Origin of the sequence: Fibrobacter sp. (assembly GCF_017545445.1) — a bacterium.
Lineage (GTDB): Bacteria > Fibrobacterota > Fibrobacteria > Fibrobacterales > Fibrobacteraceae > Fibrobacter.
On record NZ_JAFWOM010000129.1, the window covers coordinates 1 to 20,899 of the forward strand.

The following is a 20,899-nucleotide window of genomic DNA, read 5'->3' on the forward strand; positions in this document are numbered from 1 at the left end:
GGTCCGTGGCTCAACTACCGCGGTCACCTCGAAAACATTTCGAACAACATGCTCATCGGCGCCGTGAACGCCTTCAACGGCGAAACGAACAAGGTCCTCTGCCAGTGCGGTGAATACAAGGAAGTCCCGGAACTCGCCAAGATTTACAAGGCCAAGGGCACGGGCTCCATCGTCATCGGTGACGAAAACTACGGCGAAGGCTCCAGCCGCGAACACGCCGCCATGGAACCGCGCTTCCTCGGCGTGAAGGCCGTAATCGTGAAGAGCTTCGCCCGCATTCACGAGACGAACCTCAAGAAGCAGGGCATGCTCGCCCTCACCTTCAAGAACGCAGCCGACTACGACAAAATCCAGGAACAGGACGTATTCGACATCGTCGGTCTCACCAAGTTCGCTCCGGGTTCCGAGTTCACGCTCGTCGCCCACCACAAGGACGGCTCTGTCGATAACATCGCCCTCAGCCACACCTACAACGAACAGCAGTGGGCATGGTTCAAGGCGGGTTCCGCCCTCAACTTGATCCGCGCGAACAACAAGTAAGCGATCCGACACATAGACAATTAAAAACAAATTAAAAAGCCCTCACGTACGTGGGGGCTATTTTTTTTCATTCTCCCGATATTCTTATATTCTCTTTTTGTATTTTGTGGTTAGGAATCATCAATTTATTCGCAGAGTATTGGAATGAAAATAAACTTGTTGTTTTTCGTGCTGGTTTGCATTGCGTTCTTGTTTTCGTGCGCAAACCCCAAAGTCAATGCACCGAGCATTGAGAAGAAAAACATCATCAGCCAAACAAACGTCACTGACACAACGAATGAGAATTCGGCTATTCAAACAGACAGCTCGACAAGTGCACTCGAAATCATTAACAGTTCTCTAAATAATACATTCCTCGACAAATCAAAACACACGCCTTTAACGCTATATCGAGTTCTTAATTACAAAGGGGATACGACCCTCTGGAAATCATGCCATATTGAAGATTCAACATTTTCTTGCAATAACACCCACGAAACACCTAGTTGCGGAACCTTTTCTTCAAGATTTTCTCTTCCAGTTTTAGATCGAATTGAAATTTATGATACAACTTTTATAAACTTGAATTTTGGGAAGGACGCCATCACCAATTACATTCCTATGGCTCGCATTCCTGAATTTGATCGCGATTCCGTAGCAAATTTATTTTCATCGTTACCAGGAGAACCTTGTACTCATATTCTATTTTATTCATCAAATTACAGTTTAGAACCTATTGGACTTCCCGATAATTTTATGTTGAAACCTGTTTATAATTTCGAGGATTACTATTCCACACACAAAAAAACAGACGACACCGGCAATGAGGTATGTTATTTTAATCAAGATTATAGGACAGTGACATCTTTCGGATATATTGATGATTGTAGTGTCTATTATGAATCGTTACCAGAGAGGAAAGAATATTTCACATATCAATTTCTCAACATTTCGCTTCGATCTTACAAAGGTTCAACCCTCACGTGGAAACTTGTCTATAGAGATCAATATAATCGCGGCGACACGCTCGATATAACGACAAAGTTTGAATGAAACATCTACCAAATCAGTAAACCAAGACCTAAAAAAAAACTGTAAAAAAACAGTCTTGACCCCATAGGACTCCCCGATTTTCTAACATGGACGAGCGACTACCCCACGGCTCGAATTGAGCCGACCCCAAAATTCGTACAAACCCAAAACGACACAAGAATTGATACAGAAAACAAATGTATCACAAAGCCTAGAAAAGACGCATATAGGGAATACAGATGTTATAGGTTTGAACAAATTCCTGAAAAACTGCAAACTTACGACTACCAAATTTTCAACAATTCTTTAAAAACAAACAAAGGCGCAATATTTACGTGGAAACTTGTATATAAAGATCAATATAATCGCGGCGATACGCTCGATATAACGACAAAAATTGATTCTTATGAGTCACACGACAAATCCATAACCAAATGCTATAGCGCCATTTCCAACGAAAAAGGCTATGGGAACTATTGTAAATTCGATAAAGAAATATCCCCTGAAGCAAAAAAGTACAAAAATCCAAGATGCATGATTCACAAAAAGACAGGGACATGTTTTTGCGATGAAGGCCCAATTTTGGAGCTCATATAAATTTCGTATTGGCAATTGACATCGTTTTTTTGTAATTTGTATGTCGAGAGTTTTGCGATGGAAATTGGAATGAGTAAATTACGCAAAAAATGGATTATTGGGCTCGGCCTTGGGGTAATTGCACTCGGACTTGTCGTGTGTAGCATAGCTATTTGGATAAAAAGCTCCGCATTACCAGATGATATTCAAGTAGAACGGAAATTGACTGTTGAAGATAGTATTTTCTTGAATTTAGAAAAAAAAGCAAAACAAACATCCAATAAAATAATTGATAGTACGTTTCACATAAAAGTAGATCTTTATCGCGTTTTAAACTATAAAGGGGATACAACGATTTGGCGGACTAGTGATTGCAAAATTAAGAAAAAATCGTTTGAATGTTATCATAAAGAATGCTGGGGAATCGGTTGTTCACGCTATCGCCTTAGAACTAGAGATTGGATGACAAAAATTCATTACAAAGACACGGTTTACGACACTACCTATCAAAATCTAAACTTTGGAAAAAATGCACTGGTTCACTACACACCAATTGCTAAGGTTCCTAAATTTAATAGAAAAGCCGTAGCAAAAGCTCTTTCCAAACTTTCCGGTAAGCCGTGCTATCAAATTTTCGAATTGAGGTCCAACTACAAGCTTGAAGCTATTGGCCTTCCAGGTTTTTCATGGAAAAATAAAAATGACTATAATTGGGAGCTCGAAGCTTATGTAAAATCAGATGAAAAAACAAACGAATCAAAATGTGAAGTCAGGGCACCACTTGTTCTATATCATCCCGATGCAAATGCATATAGGTATATTTCATGGTCATTACCCGAAAAAATCCAAAATTATACTTACGAATTATTTAATGAGTCCATGAACAGCTATAGAGATACGACTATCAATTGGAAACTCGTCTATAAGGACCAATACGGTCGCGGAGACACGCTCAATATAACGACAAAGTTCAAAGTTGATGATTCTGATGACGAATATACTTGGCTAAGACGAAAAAAAAGATGTTACGACACTTTAGATTCTGAACGTTGCAAATAGATTCCCGCCTTACTTCGAGAACCTTCCCCACTGCGTGGGTCAGAATAACGTTTTACAAACAAAACACCCTTGCGACTTTCATCGCAAGGGCATTTAAGTTCGCAACTCTAGGCCGCTTTGAACATTAAGCGTTGCGCTCTGACGAGCGCAAGCCTATCGGCTCGGGAATGGGAACAAACGAGTTTGTACCCGCTTCACTCGCCTTATTAGGCTTTATTGAGGCGGTCCTGGATCATGTCGATGATTTCGGAGAGTTCCTTCAGTATTGATGGCGCCGTCCTTCGGCATGTAACCGATCGGAGTTTCCTTGGCGTTATCGACACCGTTGCAGCGGTCGAAGATCCATGCGAGCACGCGGCTGTTGTCGCCGTAACCCGGCCACATGAAGCCACCCGGGAGCTTTTCGTTGTTGGCATCCTTGCGGAACCAGTTCACGTAGAAGATCTTCGGAAGCTTGTCTATAAAGATCAATATGGACGCGGCGACACGCTTGATATTACAACAAAATTTGAATAAACATAGGTTCACCGAATCAGCGACCGGCACATAAAACATTAATGGTTTTGCAAGGTTTCAATGGCTGTAAAATGACTTTTTAAGCAATTTCCCAATCCCTAACACCTAATTCCTAACCCCTAATTTTCTATCTTTCCTCAAGAATTTTATAAAGGATTCTCCGAATGAGCAAAATTATTAGCCTTGATGGCGACTGGCAGATGATCTGGGACACTGAAGATACCGGCATCTCCAATCGTTGGTATGCAACGTATCCTGAAAAAACACAAACTGTTAGCGTGCCCCACATCTGGGAAAGAGCTTTTGACAAGCTTTTGATGGCCCAGGACTGCGCGTTCTACTTTAAGAGATTTACAATTGACGACGAAAAGCAAGTCACTAAGCGTATTTTCCTCCGTTTTGAAAAGATTGCAACGCATGCCACTATTTGGCTTAACGGTAAACTCCTTGGCGACCACTTCGGCGCCTACACGTCCTTTGTCGTAGAAACGCAAAAGGCAATCAAGCTCGGCGAAGAAAACATCCTCTGCATCCGCGTCGCAAACATGGGTGCAACGAACAGCCGCATTGACTTTGGCCGCGAAAGCAAGGAAGGCGCAAACGACCGCTACGCCCACCCGGGCGAAATGCCTGTCGGCCTCCCCTGGTCGCAGTATCCGTATGGCGGTATCTGCGGTCACGTCGATTTGATTCTTGGCAACGCCGCGTTTATCTCGGACATTCACGTCGAACCGGACATGGACCAAGAACGAGTTTCAGTCGAAGCGTTCTTCAACAACCCGCGCGGTTACCAGTCCCGTCTCCGCATCCTCATGAAGAACCCCAACGGCGACGTGTTTGAATACTTCAAGGATATCAAGCTCGAAAAGGAAAACGCCACGCAGAAATTTTTGCTTGGCATCAAGGACTGGAAGAAGGACAAGTGCGTCTGGAGTCCGGAACATCCGAACTTGTTCGCGATTGAAATGCAGCTTGAAATCAAGGGTGCCAAGGGCAAGGCTCCTGAATACACCTTCCCTGTCGTTAAAACATTCGGTTTCCGCAAGTTCGACTGCCTCAAGGGCGACTACTACGTCAACGACGCCATCGTAAAACTGATGGGCGTGAGCTACAACCAGCAGTGGAGCGAAGGCGGCCTCTGGACAGACCAGAACCCGGCTCTTGAAAAAGACCTGAACGCAGTCAAGACGGCAGGCTTCAATGTCATCCGCTCTTGCGGGGCGCCGCTCAGCAGAACGGCTCTCGACATCTGCGATAGAATCGGTTTGTTCGTTTTCCAAGAATTCCCGATCCACACGATGCGTTCTACCGCACAGGGTCTCGAAATCACAAAGAAACTCATCAACGATATGGTGCGTGACCAGCACAACCATCCGTGTATCGCCGCATGGATTCTCGGTTCCGAAAACGGAACGTTCATGCTCCAGAACGGAAACAAGCTTTTGAACGCCATTAGCCCGATCGACACTTGCCGCCCGGCGATTAGCAATTTCAACAGCATTTATCTCGACAACGAGGCAAACTTCCACAAGGACACGGGCAAGATTATCCCGGTTTCGATCGACCGCATTTCGCAGTACGCAACGATGCGCGTGAACCCGCGTGAAAACCCAAGTGCGGCCTACACGCACTACCTCGCCCACATGTTCGACAAGGAAGACTTGGAACTCATGGTACCGGATTCGGGCCTTGGCGACAGCCACTTCCAAGACGAAGAAGAACCGATTTTGAACGATATCGAAAACAAAGTTCTCGTCACGCTCAAGAACAATACGCTTTTCCCGAAGCATGCGACCACCATTGCCGGTCCTCGCAGCATCAAGAGCCAGAAATCCATCAAGAACGAGTTCAAGTCCGTGGAAACGTTCGTTGAGGACAGCAAGCTTTCGATTTGGCCGAACTTCGAATCGTTCAACGCCGATGTCTATCGCATCGCGCTCAAGAGCAAGTACGACCAGATTACCGCATTCCAGAGCAACCCGCAGATTGCAGGATTCTTCCTCGACCAGTGGGCAGACAACGGCACGGACTTTAGCGGCATCATGGACGAAAACAGAAAGTCCAAGGGCTTGCAGAATTTCGCCCGCCAAATCACGGCTCCAAGCCGCGTGCTCATCAGCGAACTTGAACATGTCGTCGCTCCGCAAAGCGAAGTCAGTTTCCAGCTCACGCTTTTGAACAACAGCCGTTTGGAAGATGTGGAAATCGAGGTTTCGCTCCTCGATGCTAAGGACAAAGTTCTCAATACGCAGAAGGTTTTGCCCGAAGAACCCGCCGAAAAGAAAACGCTTACGCAGCTTGGCATTTGCACGTTGATGGCACCGCGCAGCACGGGCATGTACAAAATCAAGCTCACGCTCAAGGACAACGGCAAGGAAATCCACTCCAGCTTTGAAGATTTGATTGTCATCGAGCAGACGGACGTGAAGGATGCCATGAGCAAGGTTTGCTTCTTGGACAACTACGACGAATCGAGCGATGCCCTCGCCGCACTGGACGGTTCTGAACAAATTATTTTCACAGCAAACTTGAGTTCTTGGCCGGATGAAATTTTGGACAAGATTATCGACGTTACGAAGAACGGCGGCAAGACGCTGTTGCTCTCAGACATGACGACTGAAGATATCGACCTCTTGAACCAGAGCCATCACTTTGAACATAACATCGAAGCACACTGGACGACTGGAGCAAACGAATTCAGCTTGCACTACTTGCCGAAGGATTCCCCGCTCATGAAGGTGTTCGGTGGCAATGGCGTGCTCGACCACAACTCTGCTTCGGCAATGCCAGGCATTTCGTTGAACGAACTCGACGGAGCGAAGGTCTATGCTCGTTCTGTGTCGCTCAAGGACGGCGAAATCAAGACGGGCGTGGATTTGCAGCTTGTGCCGTTCGGCAATGGCCAGATTATGTTCAACCAGTTCAGCGTGATTGAAGGTTTGGAAACGAACGCATTGTCTGACGCACTGTTCACGGCAATCGTGAACTTGCTGTAAGTGGTTCGGTTTTATCGCTAAACAAGAGTCCCGCCGCAAAGCGGGACTTTTTTGCATTAGGTCATGTAATGCAAGAAGGCGATCCCGGCACAGGGCTGGGATGACAACATGGCAGGCATAGCAAAGCCCGCAAAACGTCATCCTGAACGGCGAAAGCCGTGAAGGATCAAATGCCGTATCTGCGATTGTAGCCGAAGCCGTCATCCTGAACGACAGTGAAGGATCCAGTGAACTCTTGTAAAACGTAGGCGGAATGTGACTGGATCCTTCCGCCGTTAGCGTCAGGATGACGATGATAAGTGTAATGCGTGGACCCTATCGGTCTTGCACTCCCTCCAGGGTGACAGAAAGCGATAGGATCCAGTGCGGCACATTTTAAATTTATATATTTGCTTTTATGACACAGAATAACGTTAATTTGGAAAAATACTCTGACGAGCTCGCGACAAACGCAAAGAACGCGAGCAAGAAAATTCGTACCTTGAGCGCCGAAAAACGCGCAGCCGTGCTCGCACGTGTTGCAGAAATTCTCCGTACAAAGAAGCCGGAAATTCTCGCCGCCAACAAGCTCGACCTCGAAGCGGCCGCCGGCAAGCTCGACGATTCCAAGATGGATCGCTTGACTTTGAACGATGCCCGCATCGAATCGATGGCCAAGGGCGCCGAAGAAATCGCCGCATTCACCGACCCGCTCGGTCGCATTCTCGAATCGCGCGAACTCAAGAACGGCATCAAGATTAGCCGTGTCGCCGTGCCGATAGGTTCTGTGTTCTTTATTTTTGAAAGCCGCCCGAACGTGACAATCGATGGCGCCTGCCTTTGTTTTAAGGCGGGCAACGCCGTGATTCTCCGTGGCGGTAAGGAATCGCTCAACTCCGCAAAGTGCCTCGCCGGGATTTTCCATCAGGCTCTTGAAGAAAATGGAGTTGACAAGGACGCCGTGCAGCTCGTGACCGAAACGAGCCATGACCTCGTGGGCATGCTTTTACAGCGCAACGATTGCCTTGACCTCGTGATTCCTCGCGGTGGCGAACGCTTGATTCGCGCAGTCGTGGAACAGAGCAAGATTCCCGTCATCAAGCACTTCAACGGCATCTGCCATGTGTATGTCGATAAGTCTGCCGATATGGACAAGGCAGTGAACATCCTCATCAACGCCAAGACACAGCGCACCGGCGTATGCAACGCCATGGAATGCGTGATTATCGACCGCCACATCGATGATGCAAACGTCAAAAAATTGCTCGATTGTCTCGCCGACCGTGGCGTGGAACTCTTTGGCAACAAGGATGCCCAATCGCACGACAGCCGCATCAAGGATATTGGCGACGACAGCAACTACCATCACGAATACCTCGCCCTCAAATCGAGCGTCAAGTTCGTCGATAACGTCGAAGAAGCCTGCGACCACATTGAAAAGAACAGCAGCCGCCACACCGAAGCGGTCGTTGCAGAAGATGCCTCTGTGCAAGATTACTTCGTCGCAAATGTCGATAGCAGCAGCGTCATGGTAAACGCCAGCACGCGCTTTGCAGACGGTGGCGAATACGGTCTCGGTGCAGAAGTGGGAATTTCCACCGACAAGCTCCATGCTCGCGGCCCGATGGGCGTCGAAAGCCTCTGCAGCTACAAGTGGATTCTCCGCGGCAACGGACAGGTGCGCGGATAATTAGACGAAAGAACGGCGCATTGCGCCTACAGACGAGAGACTAGAGAAAAATCGTCATCCTGAGCTTGTCGAAGGATCTCAAAACAAATATCACTGGGTTCTACCCCCCTACAGGAGCCAGAACGACGAACTATAACATACAGCAATGGTTAGGAGTACATTTGTAATGAAATTGAATAAAAAATTTTCAGCAATCGCTATCGCGGCCATTGCATTCGCAGTTATAACCGGTTGCGGCGACGATTCCTCGACCAATCCTGGCGGAGTACAGTCTGGCGAACGTGGAGCCTTCCGCGTAGCACGCCCAGCAACTTACGAAACAAAAGGCGGCATCAACTATTTTACCTACTACTGGGGCAAATGCACCATATCCAATGGCGTTTACTCTTGGGATCCCAAAGGTTCTACCGATAGATCCGCATACATCATCAGTAAAGACTCCCTAAAAGTCTATTACCGCGATACCGAAGAATACGAGAACGACACTCCACTTGACGAGGATGTCAATTACTTTATGTATGGCGGAAATAACAACAATAGCATATTCGGCCATTGGGATGCCGTTCACTGCGGAATCCGAAACGGAGAATACAAATGCGGAACCCAGGAACTCAATAGCTCCTACGAATTTAAACAAGATTCTGTCATCACATACTTGACCATAGACCCCAACTTCAACTTAATCAATAGTTTTCTTCATACTTTTTTCCATGATTACTTTAGTTTCTGCACAGATGATTATGACACAGACGAAAATGGAAATTTAAAAGACATTCCCGAACGCGGCATCTCTTTTAGTTTCCAGTCTAATAAAGCAGCAACGGTTACCATTCAAGGACAAGTTATCAAGATCGAAGCTGACGCATACTCTGAAACTAAAGCCTTACATTCGTTTGGCAAAGTTTCATCGAACGGAATCACATGCACTAACGAAGGCCGGTTCGGCTATGTGAACAAAGAGGAATACTGTAGCGAAGCCTACAAAGAGTATTTGACAAACGACAACCTTGATTATAAAGGGTCAGACATTTCGACCTATTATCTTCGCGATAAAGGGAACCTCGAAGAGTACACAAAATGCATAGAAACACTATTCCAAAACAACCCGGCCTATAAACCAGAAAAGAAATGAGTGGTGAGAGCCAACCTCAAAGCAAAGCGAACTCATAGCACAACGCACGACTTCATACCTAACACCTACAACCTATTACCTTAATTATGAAATTTGAAGAATTAATCAAAGAAGTAAAATTCGAAGTGGAATTCGGTGGCGAAAAGCTCGCCCCGGCAATCGTTCAGGATGCCGACAAGGGCGACGTGCTGATGATGGCATGGATGAACGAAGAAGCCCTCCGCCGTACGCACGAATGCGGAGAAATGGTGTTCTGGAGCCGTAGCCGGAAGGTTTACTGGCACAAGGGCGACACGAGCGGTAATGTGATGACCGTCGTCGAATGGGCTGCTGACTGCGACTCCGACGCACTCCTTTTCAAGGTGCGTATGCAAGGTCCGCAAGTCGCGTGCCACACGGGCGCACGCAGCTGTTTCTTCAAGAAGTGCGAAGATTAAGACAAACGCTTAAAATCCCAAATCTTTTTTTGCTGCCTGGAAATTCTTTTCCAGGTATTTTATATTTTCGCTTTCGGACAGCAAATGTTCAAAATCGAGTATCGGGAACAAGACATAGGGCTTTACACGAGCATCTACATCCGAGAGCTTTTCAGGTGAATCCGCGTTAAAATAATACTTTGCAAAAGCATCCCAACATTTACGCATCGTCGATGCGTTCATGTAGTGTGCATCCATGAGGTAATCATCAGGCAAATAATGACAGAAATAATAGTAGCATCCTAAGTCATAAAGCGGATTGCCATAGGCAAATTCACCCAAGTCAATAAAGAAAGCATGCTTGTCGTTTATAATTAAATTTCCTGTTTGCAAATCGCCATGGAGACATGTAATTTTCACAGGCGTATTGTCGATGAGTTTACGTGCGTATTCGGCAATATCCCCCGTGACGAGCCTCGACTTTTCCAAAAAACGCAAATACTTTTTTTCGACATTTTCAAAATCGCCAGGAACACAAGCCGTCGAATGCAGCATTTTGCAATTTTCAGCAAAAATTTTGATGTAATATTCAAGTTTCTCGGGTTCCTCGCCTATACATCTTGAAATGGAACGTTTCCCCGTAATGCGTTCGTAAATCATCCCCAAACGTCCATTCTGTTCAACAATTTCACCGACTTGCGGTGTCGGAATCCCAAGCGAAAAAACCTTGCGACAAATAGCCTGTTCGCGAAGGAGTTCTTCTTTCGTAGAACAAAATCCAGGAAAACCCAATTTCAGCATCCACTTTCCATCCGGACTATTGTAGTTTTCGGAATTATGGCGGTCGCTAAACATGATCCAATTTGATAAATCAACTTTCTCCATAACCATAAAATACACCTTTTTTTCAGGCGAATCAAAAAAAATTAACCAATACACTGCTTTTTTTGACAATTTCAACGCATTTTTCATGAAAAATACGTAAAGAATATCACGTTGTGATTTTTTTCACACACAAGCTGCGCAAAACTATTTATATTGTACGCATCAAAAAAGGAGTGATTATGGATTTACCCAGCAGAAGTAACGAAGGGGACGATTACATCCCGCCGTTCAAGCCGTAATACAAAACCATACGATTTCAAGGATTCCACTGGCAAAAGCCGGTGGTTCTTTGTATATAGGTGATACATCAAGATACATCTTTCTATATTGACGCACATGGATTCGCAGAAAGAACTTGACCGTACCCGCTATTTTGAGTTAAAGAAACAATTAGAAGAAGCTAGCCGTCTTTATTACAAGGACGGAGTCTCCCCCATGAGCGACCAAGATTTTGATTTTGGACTCAAGGAGATGGAGGCGCTCGAAGCAAAATATCCGGAATTACGCGGAAAAGGTTCGCTCACGCAGAAGGTTGGCAGCGACCTCACGAACGACTTTGCGAAGGTGGCGCATGCGGTGCCGATGCTCAGCATCGCAAACGTCTATAGCGAAGAAGAAATGCGCGAATTCGTGAACGCCGCCGAAAATGCGCTCTCTGAAATACAAAATGTCACCCCGCACTCCGTTGCGGGGCCAGTGGATTCGGAAAAGCCGATCCCGGCTCAAGGCCGGGATGACAAGCGCGACCGTGCCCAAAGCCATACATGGATTTGCGAGCGGAAGATCGACGGAGTTTCGCTTTCTGTCGTTTATGAAAATGGTCGTTTGAAGCAGGCGGCCACTCGTGGCGACGGAGCGCAGGGCGATGATGTGACAAACAATGCGCTCACGATTGCGGATATTCCTGAATATTTCGATGCGAAGAAATTGAAGATTGACCCGAGCGAAATTCCGCAGGGGACGTTCGAAGTCCGTGGCGAAGTTTACATGGAACGCGAAGCGTTCGAACGTTTGAACGAGCAGTTCATTCTCGAAAACAAAAAAACATTCCAGAACTGCCGCAATACGGTTTCGGGTTCGCTCAAGCTCAAAAGCGTTGCAGAATGTAAGACTCGCCCCATGCGATTTTTCGCCTACCATATTCCGCAGAGCAACAACAAGACTCACGAAGAAAACTTGAAGCAGCTCAAGCGTCTCGGGTTCCACACGAACGATTATTGGACCGCCGATACGGTCGATGAAATCATGGCGATTTCCGAGAAGATTGGAGCAAGTCGCGACAGCCTCCCGTTTGATATTGACGGCATGGTCGTGAAATTGAACGATTTGCAGCAGCAGCGGGAACTTGGCAGCACTAGCAAGAGCCCTCGCTGGGCTATCGCATACAAGTTCAAGGCCGAACGTGCCTACACGCCGCTATTGTCTGTAGAATTCCAAGTCGGTCGTACCGGTGCTGTGACGCCGGTGGCAAACCTCGCACCCGTGCGCCTCGCAGGAACTACAGTCAAGCGCGCCACGCTCCACAACTTTGACGAAGTATCACGACTCGATTTGCATTACGGCGATACTGTCGGCGTAGAAAAAGGCGGCGAAATCATCCCCAAAATTACAGATGTCAAACGCGAACTCCGCCCCGCCGGAGCAGCCCCCGTCACCGCACCCGAAAAATGCCCTGTTTGCGGCGAACCCTTGACGCACATCGACGGAGAAGTCATCCTCCGTTGCGAAAACATGCACTGCCAGGCGCAAGTGCAGTGCCTTTTCGAACATTTCGTAAGCCGCGAAGCGATGAACATCGAAAATCTCGGGCCAGCGCTTATCGCAAGCCTCCTCGCGACCGGCAAAATCAAACGCATCCCCGACCTTTACCGCCTCACGCTCGAAGACTTGGAATCGCAAGAACGCATGGCGAAAAAAAGCGCGAAAAACGTCTTTGACGCCATCGAAGCCTCAAAGCAAAAGAGCCTTGAAAACTTGCTGCACGGTCTCGGCATCCGCTTTGTGGGCCGCACCAGCGCAAGGAACATTGCGAAGCATTTCCGCACGCTCGAAAAAATCCGCACCGCAACCGTCGAAGAACTGCAAAACGTGACCGACGTCGGCGAACGCATCGGAAAATCGGTCTATGAATTTTTCCACACACCGCTTTACACGCAAGAAATCGAAGAATTAATAGCACTCGGTCTCCCGACGGAATTCAAGGGCGTCGTGAAAACACTCTTCCAAGGGCAAACCGCCGTCATCACAGGCACGCTCCCGAACATGGATCGCGACGAAGCCCGCAAGCTCATCGAAGAAAATGGCGGAAAAGTGAGCGGCTCCGTGAGCAAAAAGACAAGCTGGGTTTTGGCAGGCGAAGCCGCGGGATCCAAGCTTACCAAGGCAAACGAACTCGGCATTCCCGTCCACGACGAAACATGGCTTATGGAGCAAATCGCAAATGCAGACAACGCTTCCGATGAGAGCACCACAGTGAAAGAAGACAGTGGAGTCACAGTCCCCACCGCAAAAAACGAAGACCAACTTTCACTGAACCTCTAACACACACAACAACAGCGATACATACAAAATGGGCGTTCCCGAAGGAACGCCCAGAACTTTTTTGAATCGTAGATCTAGCACCTCAAAGCTACGACCCTATCCCCCCCATGAATAAACGAAGGACGACCATCAAATCAGTTCGTTTTTTTTGGAATCTCTTTAGCCCTAAGCCCTTATCATGACTCCATTTACAAATTTACACAAAAAAATAAGAAAAATTAAATATTTCTACAATGTTATTAAAATTTTTCAATAGAACCTATATCAAACAAACAAAAAGAATTTCCAAATAACAAACAAACGTAAAAAAAAAGGCGCCCATAGCGGACGCCGGAACTTTTTTGATATTTGGATTTAGCACAACACCGCTACAATCCGTAACCTTCGAAGAAGGATTGCCTATCAAAGCAGTTCGCTTTTGGAATAAAATTTGGCTCTAAGCCCTCATTTCAATCCCTATCCCAAATGTAAAAATTTTCATGAAAATTTCAAGACATACACAGCCTTTTCTGAGTCGATTTGCCTAAAATCACTTTTTTTAGTAAATTTGATTACATGAAATCAGTACCTATAACGCTCCTCACCGGTTACCTGGGAGCCGGCAAAACCACTCTCCTCAACTACGTTCTCAACAATCAGCAAGGCTACCACGTCGCCGTCATCGTAAACGACATTGGCGAAGTGAACATCGACCAGACTTTAATTGAAAAGGGCGGAAACATCACCAAGGAAGACTCGGGCAAGGTAGTCCCGCTTTCGAATGGTTGCATTTGCTGCTCTCTCAAAACCGACTTGATCGAACAAATTGCCGAACTCTTGGAAATGGGCAAGTTCGACTACATCCTCATCGAAGCGAGTGGCATTTGCGAACCGATTCCTATCGCACAGACCATCAGCTTTGCAGGGAGCCAGCTCCGCAGCAAAGACGGCAGACCACTTCCCTGCCATTTGGACAACATCGTGGCAGTCGTTGATGTGCTGCGCCTTGCCGATGAATTTGCCGGTGGCGAAAAGCTCCTCGACGAAGACCTCGAAGAAGAAGATATTGCAAACTTGCTCATCCAGCAGATTGAATTCTGCAACACGATTATTTTGAACAAAGTCGATGCATTGAGCAAGCACGACTTGGAACACGTGAAGGCTGTCGTGAAGGCATTGCAGCCGACCGCCAAGATGATCGAGACGAACTACGGCAAGGTCGAAATGAAAGACATTCTCGACACGAAGCAGTTCGACTTCAACAAGGTTGCTGAATCGAGCACGTGGGCAATCAAGCTCAACGAAGAAGGCCACGACGACGATGACGATGATGACGACCCTTCGACAGGCTCAGGGACCGGGGAACATCACCATCACGACCATGATGACCCTTCGACGGGCTCAGGGACCGAGGAACATCACCACCATCATCATGACCACGACGATGAAGAAGATCATAGCCATTGCGACCATGAACACGGTGTTTGCCACTGCGGCCACCACCACGACAAGGATCATCCGCATGGCGACGAATACGGCATCAGCACGTTCGTGTTCGAAGACCACCGTCCGCTAAACCGCGAAAAGTTCGAAGCATTCCTCGACGACTATCCGACAAGCATCATCCGCACAAAGGGCCTCCTCTGGTTCAGCGACGAACGCAGCGAAAGCTACTTGTTCGAACAAGCTGGCAAGCAGGCCTCCGCCCAGAATTTTGGTCGCTGGTTTGCCGCCGAAAGCGAAGCCGAACAGAAGCGCCTCCTCGCCGAAAATCCGCAACTCCAGAAAATCTGGGATGAAAAATACGGCGACCGCATCATCCGCTTGGTGTTCATCGGCCAGCACATGGACAAGATAAGATTATCCAAGTGATGAAAGATTGCCTGGATGACTAGTTATGATCATTAGTCAATAGTCATTAGTATGTGAGACGAGAACTCCCGCGACCGATCGATCGCGGGAGTTTTTACAGAAACAACTTCTTTAGAACTTCACGGGCCGAACAATCGGCCCTTTATTCAATTCTACAACTTTTATCTAAAACTAACGGATGTCAACCCTGTTTCAGTTTTTAAGATATAGCGTCCAGCATTCTTGACAGACACCGTCACATTCGACGAAGAAGCTGTATAACGTCCAACAACACGGCCCTGCAAATCCATCAAGGAGAGCGTTGAACCCGGACGAACTCCAGAAACATACGCCATGCGACCCTGAACAGCAACACCTAAATTCAAAAGTGTAGGAACTTTATTTGCAACAATTGGCACTCTTGGATTCAAGGAATCATCGTCAAACACATGCTGAGCCTTCGCCTTGCAAGGGCTCATCTTTTCTGCGACATTGGACTGGTCCAGATAAATATTGCTGAAAATATTCATATTACTCATCGTCGTGCGACGGTCACAGAAGAAAATATCCAAATCGTATTCCTTCCCTACGACCAAAGCCTTACCGTCCTTGTCCTTAACCTTGTCAAGATCTGCATAACCAGGAGCGGCAAGATGCGTTCCACCCAAGTCAATCGCAAGCCTACCGCCAACAAAAATCCAAATGTCATCATCACCGCGAACACCAAAACGCAATCCTTTCTTGTAAGTGAAACGAGCATGAGATTCATAGCAAAAATGCTGATTACGGCCCGCCTTACTATCTGAACGCCAACGCATATCGCCATTCATGGCAGACCCATTACCGTTAACGTTCCCGATTAGCTGCTCAGTACCGCTCTTGAATATAGGCCAACCTTCGGGAGCCGCACTTGGGCAAGACCATCCCCAAACACACTCATCAACGTAATATTGGCTTTTCACCAAAATATCATCAAGAATTCCGCTCATAGCAAGGTCATCGCCATCAGCAAACAGCCCCGAACAATCATGTCCCTTATCCCAAGCAGGGCCATTGCACAAGAGGTTCATCTTCATTACGCCTTCCGAAGCATCCATTTCACGCAGTTTCGGTCCAAGGAACACAGGACCTTCCGCCAAATGCTTCGTGCGAGCTTCAATAACAGGCGACCCAACGACGATATCTTCATCAGCCGTATTTTCTACAGGGTAAAATCCACCTACAACTTTCGTTCCCGGAGAAACGTAAGAATCCGAAGCAAATTCCCATTTTCCATAAACATTCCTACTAAACGGAATGGAAGAACAAGAGGTTTCGTTAACGCCTTCAGTCGGATTAAACAGCTGGTTAAAATACTTTGTATTGATAAAGCACTTTTGACCATTCATAGAAAGCACCGGTTTGCCATTTTCGCCAAGCGTTTCTTCGACGATTCCAGGAGTCACGCCGATACAAGAATTCACCGCAGTAATAGCAGTCTTCAAATCGACACCTTGAGCCCCTTGCTGGCAGCCTTCGCCGCCTTCGCTATAGCAAGAGAATGACGGATGAAGTTGTGCATCCGTATCATAGACAATGCCGTACAAATTCACGCTGCAAATTCCATCGTATTCAGGTTTTGCTTTATACCAATATTTTTTTGCAGAGTCATTCGCAACAAAGTACAACACATCTGTTTTCAAGGCCTTATACAAAGAATCTAAGTTCGTCTTATCACCAACAACGACACTCTTAGAAATCGCACCATAGAAAGACGCCTTATTCGGAATAGTTTCTTCAAAGAACATCGTAGAGAACCATCCACAGTATTCCCCGATAGGGGCCATCTCAATCCCGGATTTTCCGCCATCTGTTGTGTTTGTGGGGGGGGTGTCCCCACACAACAGCCTAAACCAACAATTTCAGCATCGTCTATTTTTTCATTACAACTTCAACATATTCAACTTTCGAAGAACACTATCAATCTCTTTTTGGAAGGCAGGATCTTGGAATTTATCACTCATCTGCCCATAAGGACTTTTCGAATTTGGCTGTCGCAAAATTTTTCTATCATTTTTTAAACTATCAGAAAATTTTCCAGTCTTTTTATGCGTTTCTTCTAGCCGATATTTACCGGATTGAGCCTGACTCAAAAAGAAAAATGGTTCATACCCCAATAATTTTGAAGTGATGGATTGAACCATCCCCACAGAATCAGCAAAATACAAGGACGTCATTACGTTTCCGTTCTTAATCGAAACAAATTCTATTTTTTCTTTTTTTTCATCTTTATAATAAATTCTAACAACTGATGATTCAAAAGAATTTTCAATCGGTTCATCGTTTAAAGATTTTGGATCAAAAACCAAAGCTTCAAATTCTATCGGTTCATTTGAACTTGTGGGTTGAATAACGCACACAGATCCTTCGCATTCGATTTTTACGTCTGAATAAACGCAATTCCTATTAAGCAAAGCCAAGCCCAACGGTAGCAAGGCAACCAAAATAACAAGCAAAAAATAAAGTATTCTTTTCATAATCAAGACTCACCAAGAATCAATATTTCCTATTTCAATTTCTTTCCAACAAAACCAGTGATAAAAGCAAACGCGATTTTGATTTTCTTTTTAAAGTTCATTTGTCCAATATACAAAAAACGACAACTTAACAAAAAGTTGCCGTTAAAATGTCACTGGATCCTTCGCGTTGCTCAGGATGACGAGACTCAAGCTCTCGTCCCTCGTCTGTAGCCGCGCAGCGGCGTTCTTTCGTCTAAATCACCCTTGCGAGGTTTCGGCGAAGCTCAGGCGTTCGTAGTTTTTGAGTGCGAGATTCAGGCGGTATTCGTTCGGGAAAAGGCACACGAGATTGCGTTCCTTGTCCATCATGCAATCGCCGGCGTATTCATCGGCAAACTTGCCCACATCTTCTTCGGGGCCTTTCACCCAGCGGATGCAATGAGCAGGCACACGGTCGAGCTGCACGTCGGCGCCGTATTCGCTCTGCAAGCGGAACTTGAGCACATCGAACTGGAGTTCACCCACGACGCCCACGACAGGCACGGCGGACTTGAGCGGTTCATAGAGCTGCGTTGCACCTTCTTCCGAAAGTTCGGCAAGGCCCTTCGCCATCTGCTTGGACTTGAGCGGGTTCAAAAGCGTCACGCGGGCAAAATGTTCCGGCGCAAAGTCCGGGATACCCGTGAAGTTCATTTTTTCGCCATCCGTAAGCGTATCGCCAATGCGGAAAAGTCCCGGGTCGTTGATACCCACGATGTCGCCAGCCCAGGCGTGGTCAATAACTTCCTTGTCTTTCGCGAGGAAAGCGGTCGGAGCAGCCAAGCGGATGTCACGGCCCGTACGCACGTGGAAAACCTTTTCGCCACGGGTAAAGCTACCCGAGCAAATGCGGAGGAAAGCCGTTCGGTCGCGGTGTTTCGGGTCCATGTTGGCCTGAATCTTGAAGACAAATGCGCTGAAAGCGTCTTCGTCCGGCTTGACCGGGCGCTTGTCGGTGTCGCGGATCATCGGCGGCGGAGCGAGTTTTGCAAAAGCGTTCAAAAGCTGGCGCACACCGAAGTTGTTCACGGCAGAACCGAAAAACACCGGGCACATTTCGCCCTTCAGGAACTTTTCGTGGTCGAACGGATCCATACCGCCCGTGACCATTTCGTATTCTTCCTTGAACTGATTCACCCAGTTTTCACCGCAGAGCTCAACCAAACGCGGATCGTCCGGGCCTTCCATTTGGATAATTTCTTGCTTGCCATCGTCCGGGTTGAACGTGTGGAACGTATTTTCGGCGATGGAATAGACGCCCTTGAAAAGCTTACCGACGCCAATCGGGAGCGTAAACGGAGCGGTCTTAATCTGCAAAACACTTTCAATCTGGTCGAGCAAGTCGAGCACATGGCGACCATCCAAGTCCATCTTGTTGATGAACGTGATAATCGGCGTATGGCGCATACGGCAAACATTCATCAAGCGAATCGTCTGCTTTTCAACACCGTTCACGCTATCGATAAGCACGAGAGCGGCATCCACAGCGGTGAGCGCACGGTACGTGTCTTCGCAGAAGTCCTGATGCCCCGGGGTATCGACGAGGTTGAACATGCAACCTTCAAACGGGAAGTTCAGCACGGAACTCGAAACAGAAATACCACGCTGCTGTTCAATCTTCATCCAGTCACTAACAGTGTAGCTCTTGTTGGCCTTCGCGCGCACATGACCAGCCTCGCGAATCACATTCCCATACCACAGGAATTTTTCGGTGATGGTGGTTTTTCCGGCGTCAGGATGGCTGACGATAGCGAAAGTGCGGCGTTTTTCAATTTCTGGATTCATAGATAGGTTACAGGCTATAGGTAATAGGTATTAGGTTGAAATGTCGCCTACGGCGATTTCCAATTGACGCGGGCAAATATAGCAATTTTAAGTGGTAAGTTCAATGTTAGGGGATAGTGGTTAGTGGTTGACGTCTTCGACGTCCGCGGCTGCATTCGGACATAAAAATAAGCAAGCTTATTTTTGCGTCACTCATTTGGCTCGCTCTTGGTGGTTAGTAAACAGTAGGCAGTGGGCTATGGGGTATGGGGGGTGTGTGACGAGAGACGAGAGACGAGTCATCCTTTTTATTGTCATCCCGGACACTGTTCCGGGATCGGCTTTCGTCATTCTGGAGTGTGTCATCCTGAGCGGAACGCAGTGAGGTCGATATATGAAACTAGGCAAGTTGATGCCTTTGGCATCCGTAACTTCGGCTCAACCATGCCAGTCTGCAAGCAGCCTGTCGCGGCATTCGCCTTGTATGCTTTTGTTGCCTTAGTTGAATTAGGTTCGAAGGAGCAGGATCCAGTGAAATTTTCAGCTTAGCATGCGTATGCTATAGAGAGACGAGAGATAGAATATCTTTTTATTTTTAAGAATATGGTCACAAAGAAAAAGCAATCCAAACCTGCAAAAAATACGAGGACTCGGGTAACGCATGAGTTTCCCGCACTTTTCGACGCCAATTCGGAAGTTCTTTTGCTCGGTTCCATTCCCTCGCCCAAATCGCGCGAACAGGGATTTTACTACGGACATCCGCAAAACCGCTTCTGGAAAGTTCTCGCCAGCGTCTTGAACGAACCACTCCCCGCAACCATTGACGAGAAAAAAGCGATGCTTTTGAAGCACCACATTGCACTTTGGGACGTTCTCGATAGTTGTACCATCATCGGCGCAAGCGACACGAGCATCGAAGACGTGGTACCTAACGACATTGCCTCGCTCCTCGCCCAAACGAAAATCAAGCGTATCTTTTGCACAGGCGCCACCGCCCATAAACTCTACGAAAAATACTGCGAAGCTTCAACCGGCATAAAGGCCGTGAAACTCCCTTCCACCTCCCCTGCCAACTGCGCCATCAAATTCGAAACGATCGTGGAAGCGTACAGGGAAATTATTAGGTGGTAGGATCGTCATCCTGAACGGCGGAAGCCGTGAAGGATCCAGTCGCAGTTCTAGCAAGCTATGATTAGAGATGTAAGAAGTTCCGTATCTGTAGATAGAACTGTATGGATGGGGCAAGCCCCAACCTCTAAGGTTCGGTTATATCCATGTGACCATGGCTGCAACGCTCGCCTTTTGAGGAGGTCCCTCCCTAACGGTCGAGGATGACAGCTTCCATAACAGGCTTCGAGAAAGACAACTTCGAAGACGGACTCCAAAACAACACACTCACCTTCCTACTGTCTACTTCTAACTTCCTA

13 protein-coding genes and 2 pseudogenes are annotated in these 20,899 nt (G+C 47.1%); 10 read left to right on the forward strand and 5 right to left on the reverse strand.

The features are described from left to right. The 3 genes and pseudogenes from IKG78_RS13950 to IKG78_RS13960 form a co-directional block, all read left to right on the forward strand. Window positions 1-540 (forward strand): annotated as a pseudogene (locus IKG78_RS13950) (aconitate hydratase); the annotation flags it as partial. Window positions 541-684: 144 nt separating this feature from the next. Further along, complete coding sequence (locus tag IKG78_RS13955; RefSeq protein WP_290944548.1) at window positions 685-1,572, forward strand: hypothetical protein; 888 nt, start codon at window positions 685-687, stop codon at window positions 1,570-1,572. 633 nt (window positions 1,573-2,205) lie between these two features. Beyond that, complete coding sequence (locus IKG78_RS13960; protein WP_290944550.1) at window positions 2,206-3,186, forward strand: hypothetical protein; 981 nt, start codon at window positions 2,206-2,208, stop codon at window positions 3,184-3,186. A gap of 255 nt (window positions 3,187-3,441) precedes the next feature. On the opposite strand, the pseudogene IKG78_RS13965 reads toward IKG78_RS13960, so the two are convergent. Further along, window positions 3,442-3,645, reverse strand: a pseudogene (locus tag IKG78_RS13965) (phosphoenolpyruvate carboxykinase domain-containing protein); the annotation flags it as partial. Window positions 3,646-3,866: 221 nt separating this feature from the next. Between IKG78_RS13965 and IKG78_RS13970 the strand changes: the two are divergent. The 4 genes from IKG78_RS13970 (at window position 3,867) to hisI (ending at window position 9,936) form a co-directional block, all read left to right on the forward strand. Then, window positions 3,867-6,698 carry a sugar-binding domain-containing protein gene (locus IKG78_RS13970; RefSeq protein WP_290944555.1) on the forward strand — a complete coding sequence of 944 codons (2,832 nt, stop codon included), beginning with the start codon at window positions 3,867-3,869 and terminating at the stop codon, window positions 6,696-6,698. Between the two features lie 397 nt (window positions 6,699-7,095). Next, window positions 7,096-8,367 (forward strand): glutamate-5-semialdehyde dehydrogenase, encoded by a 1,272-nt coding sequence (locus tag IKG78_RS13975; protein ID WP_290944557.1) that lies wholly within the window; start codon window positions 7,096-7,098, stop codon window positions 8,365-8,367. A gap of 166 nt (window positions 8,368-8,533) precedes the next feature. After that, window positions 8,534-9,499, forward strand: a complete 966-nt coding sequence (locus IKG78_RS13980) for a hypothetical protein (RefSeq protein WP_290944559.1) — start codon at window positions 8,534-8,536, stop codon at window positions 9,497-9,499. 86 nt (window positions 9,500-9,585) lie between these two features. Further along, window positions 9,586-9,936, forward strand: coding sequence for a phosphoribosyl-AMP cyclohydrolase (gene hisI, locus IKG78_RS13985; protein ID WP_290944561.1), 351 nt, complete (start codon window positions 9,586-9,588; stop codon window positions 9,934-9,936). A gap of 9 nt (window positions 9,937-9,945) precedes the next feature. On the opposite strand, the gene IKG78_RS13990 is transcribed toward hisI, so the two are convergent. Continuing rightward, window positions 9,946-10,806, reverse strand: coding sequence for a TIGR02172 family protein (locus IKG78_RS13990; protein WP_290944563.1), 861 nt, complete (start codon window positions 10,804-10,806; stop codon window positions 9,946-9,948). Window positions 10,807-11,136: 330 nt separating this feature from the next. Between IKG78_RS13990 and ligA the strand changes: the two genes are divergently transcribed. After that, entirely contained in the window at window positions 11,137-13,341 is a 2,205-nt protein-coding gene (gene ligA / locus IKG78_RS13995; protein WP_290944565.1) for an NAD-dependent DNA ligase LigA, read from the forward strand. A gap of 555 nt (window positions 13,342-13,896) precedes the next feature. Then, window positions 13,897-15,192, forward strand: a complete 1,296-nt coding sequence (locus IKG78_RS14000; RefSeq protein WP_290944567.1) for a GTP-binding protein — start codon at window positions 13,897-13,899, stop codon at window positions 15,190-15,192. A gap of 161 nt (window positions 15,193-15,353) precedes the next feature. Here IKG78_RS14000 and IKG78_RS14005 read toward each other — a convergent pair whose 3' ends face one another. The 3 genes from IKG78_RS14005 to IKG78_RS14015 form a co-directional block, all read right to left on the reverse strand. Further along, a complete protein-coding gene (locus IKG78_RS14005; RefSeq protein WP_290944571.1) occupies window positions 15,354-16,958 on the reverse strand; it encodes a fibro-slime domain-containing protein in 1,605 nt (534 codons plus the stop codon). Window positions 16,959-17,093: 135 nt separating this feature from the next. Further along, window positions 17,094-17,687, reverse strand: coding sequence for a hypothetical protein (locus IKG78_RS14010; RefSeq protein WP_290944572.1), 594 nt, complete (start codon window positions 17,685-17,687; stop codon window positions 17,094-17,096). A 240-nt stretch (window positions 17,688-17,927) separates the two neighbouring features. After that, complete coding sequence (locus IKG78_RS14015; RefSeq protein WP_085490236.1) at window positions 17,928-19,493, reverse strand: peptide chain release factor 3; 1,566 nt, start codon at window positions 19,491-19,493, stop codon at window positions 17,928-17,930. A 582-nt stretch (window positions 19,494-20,075) separates the two neighbouring features. Between IKG78_RS14015 and IKG78_RS14020 the strand changes: the two genes are divergently transcribed. After that, window positions 20,076-20,603, forward strand: coding sequence for a DNA-deoxyinosine glycosylase (locus IKG78_RS14020; protein ID WP_290944574.1), 528 nt, complete (start codon window positions 20,076-20,078; stop codon window positions 20,601-20,603). Window positions 20,604-20,899: the final 296 nt, after the last annotated feature.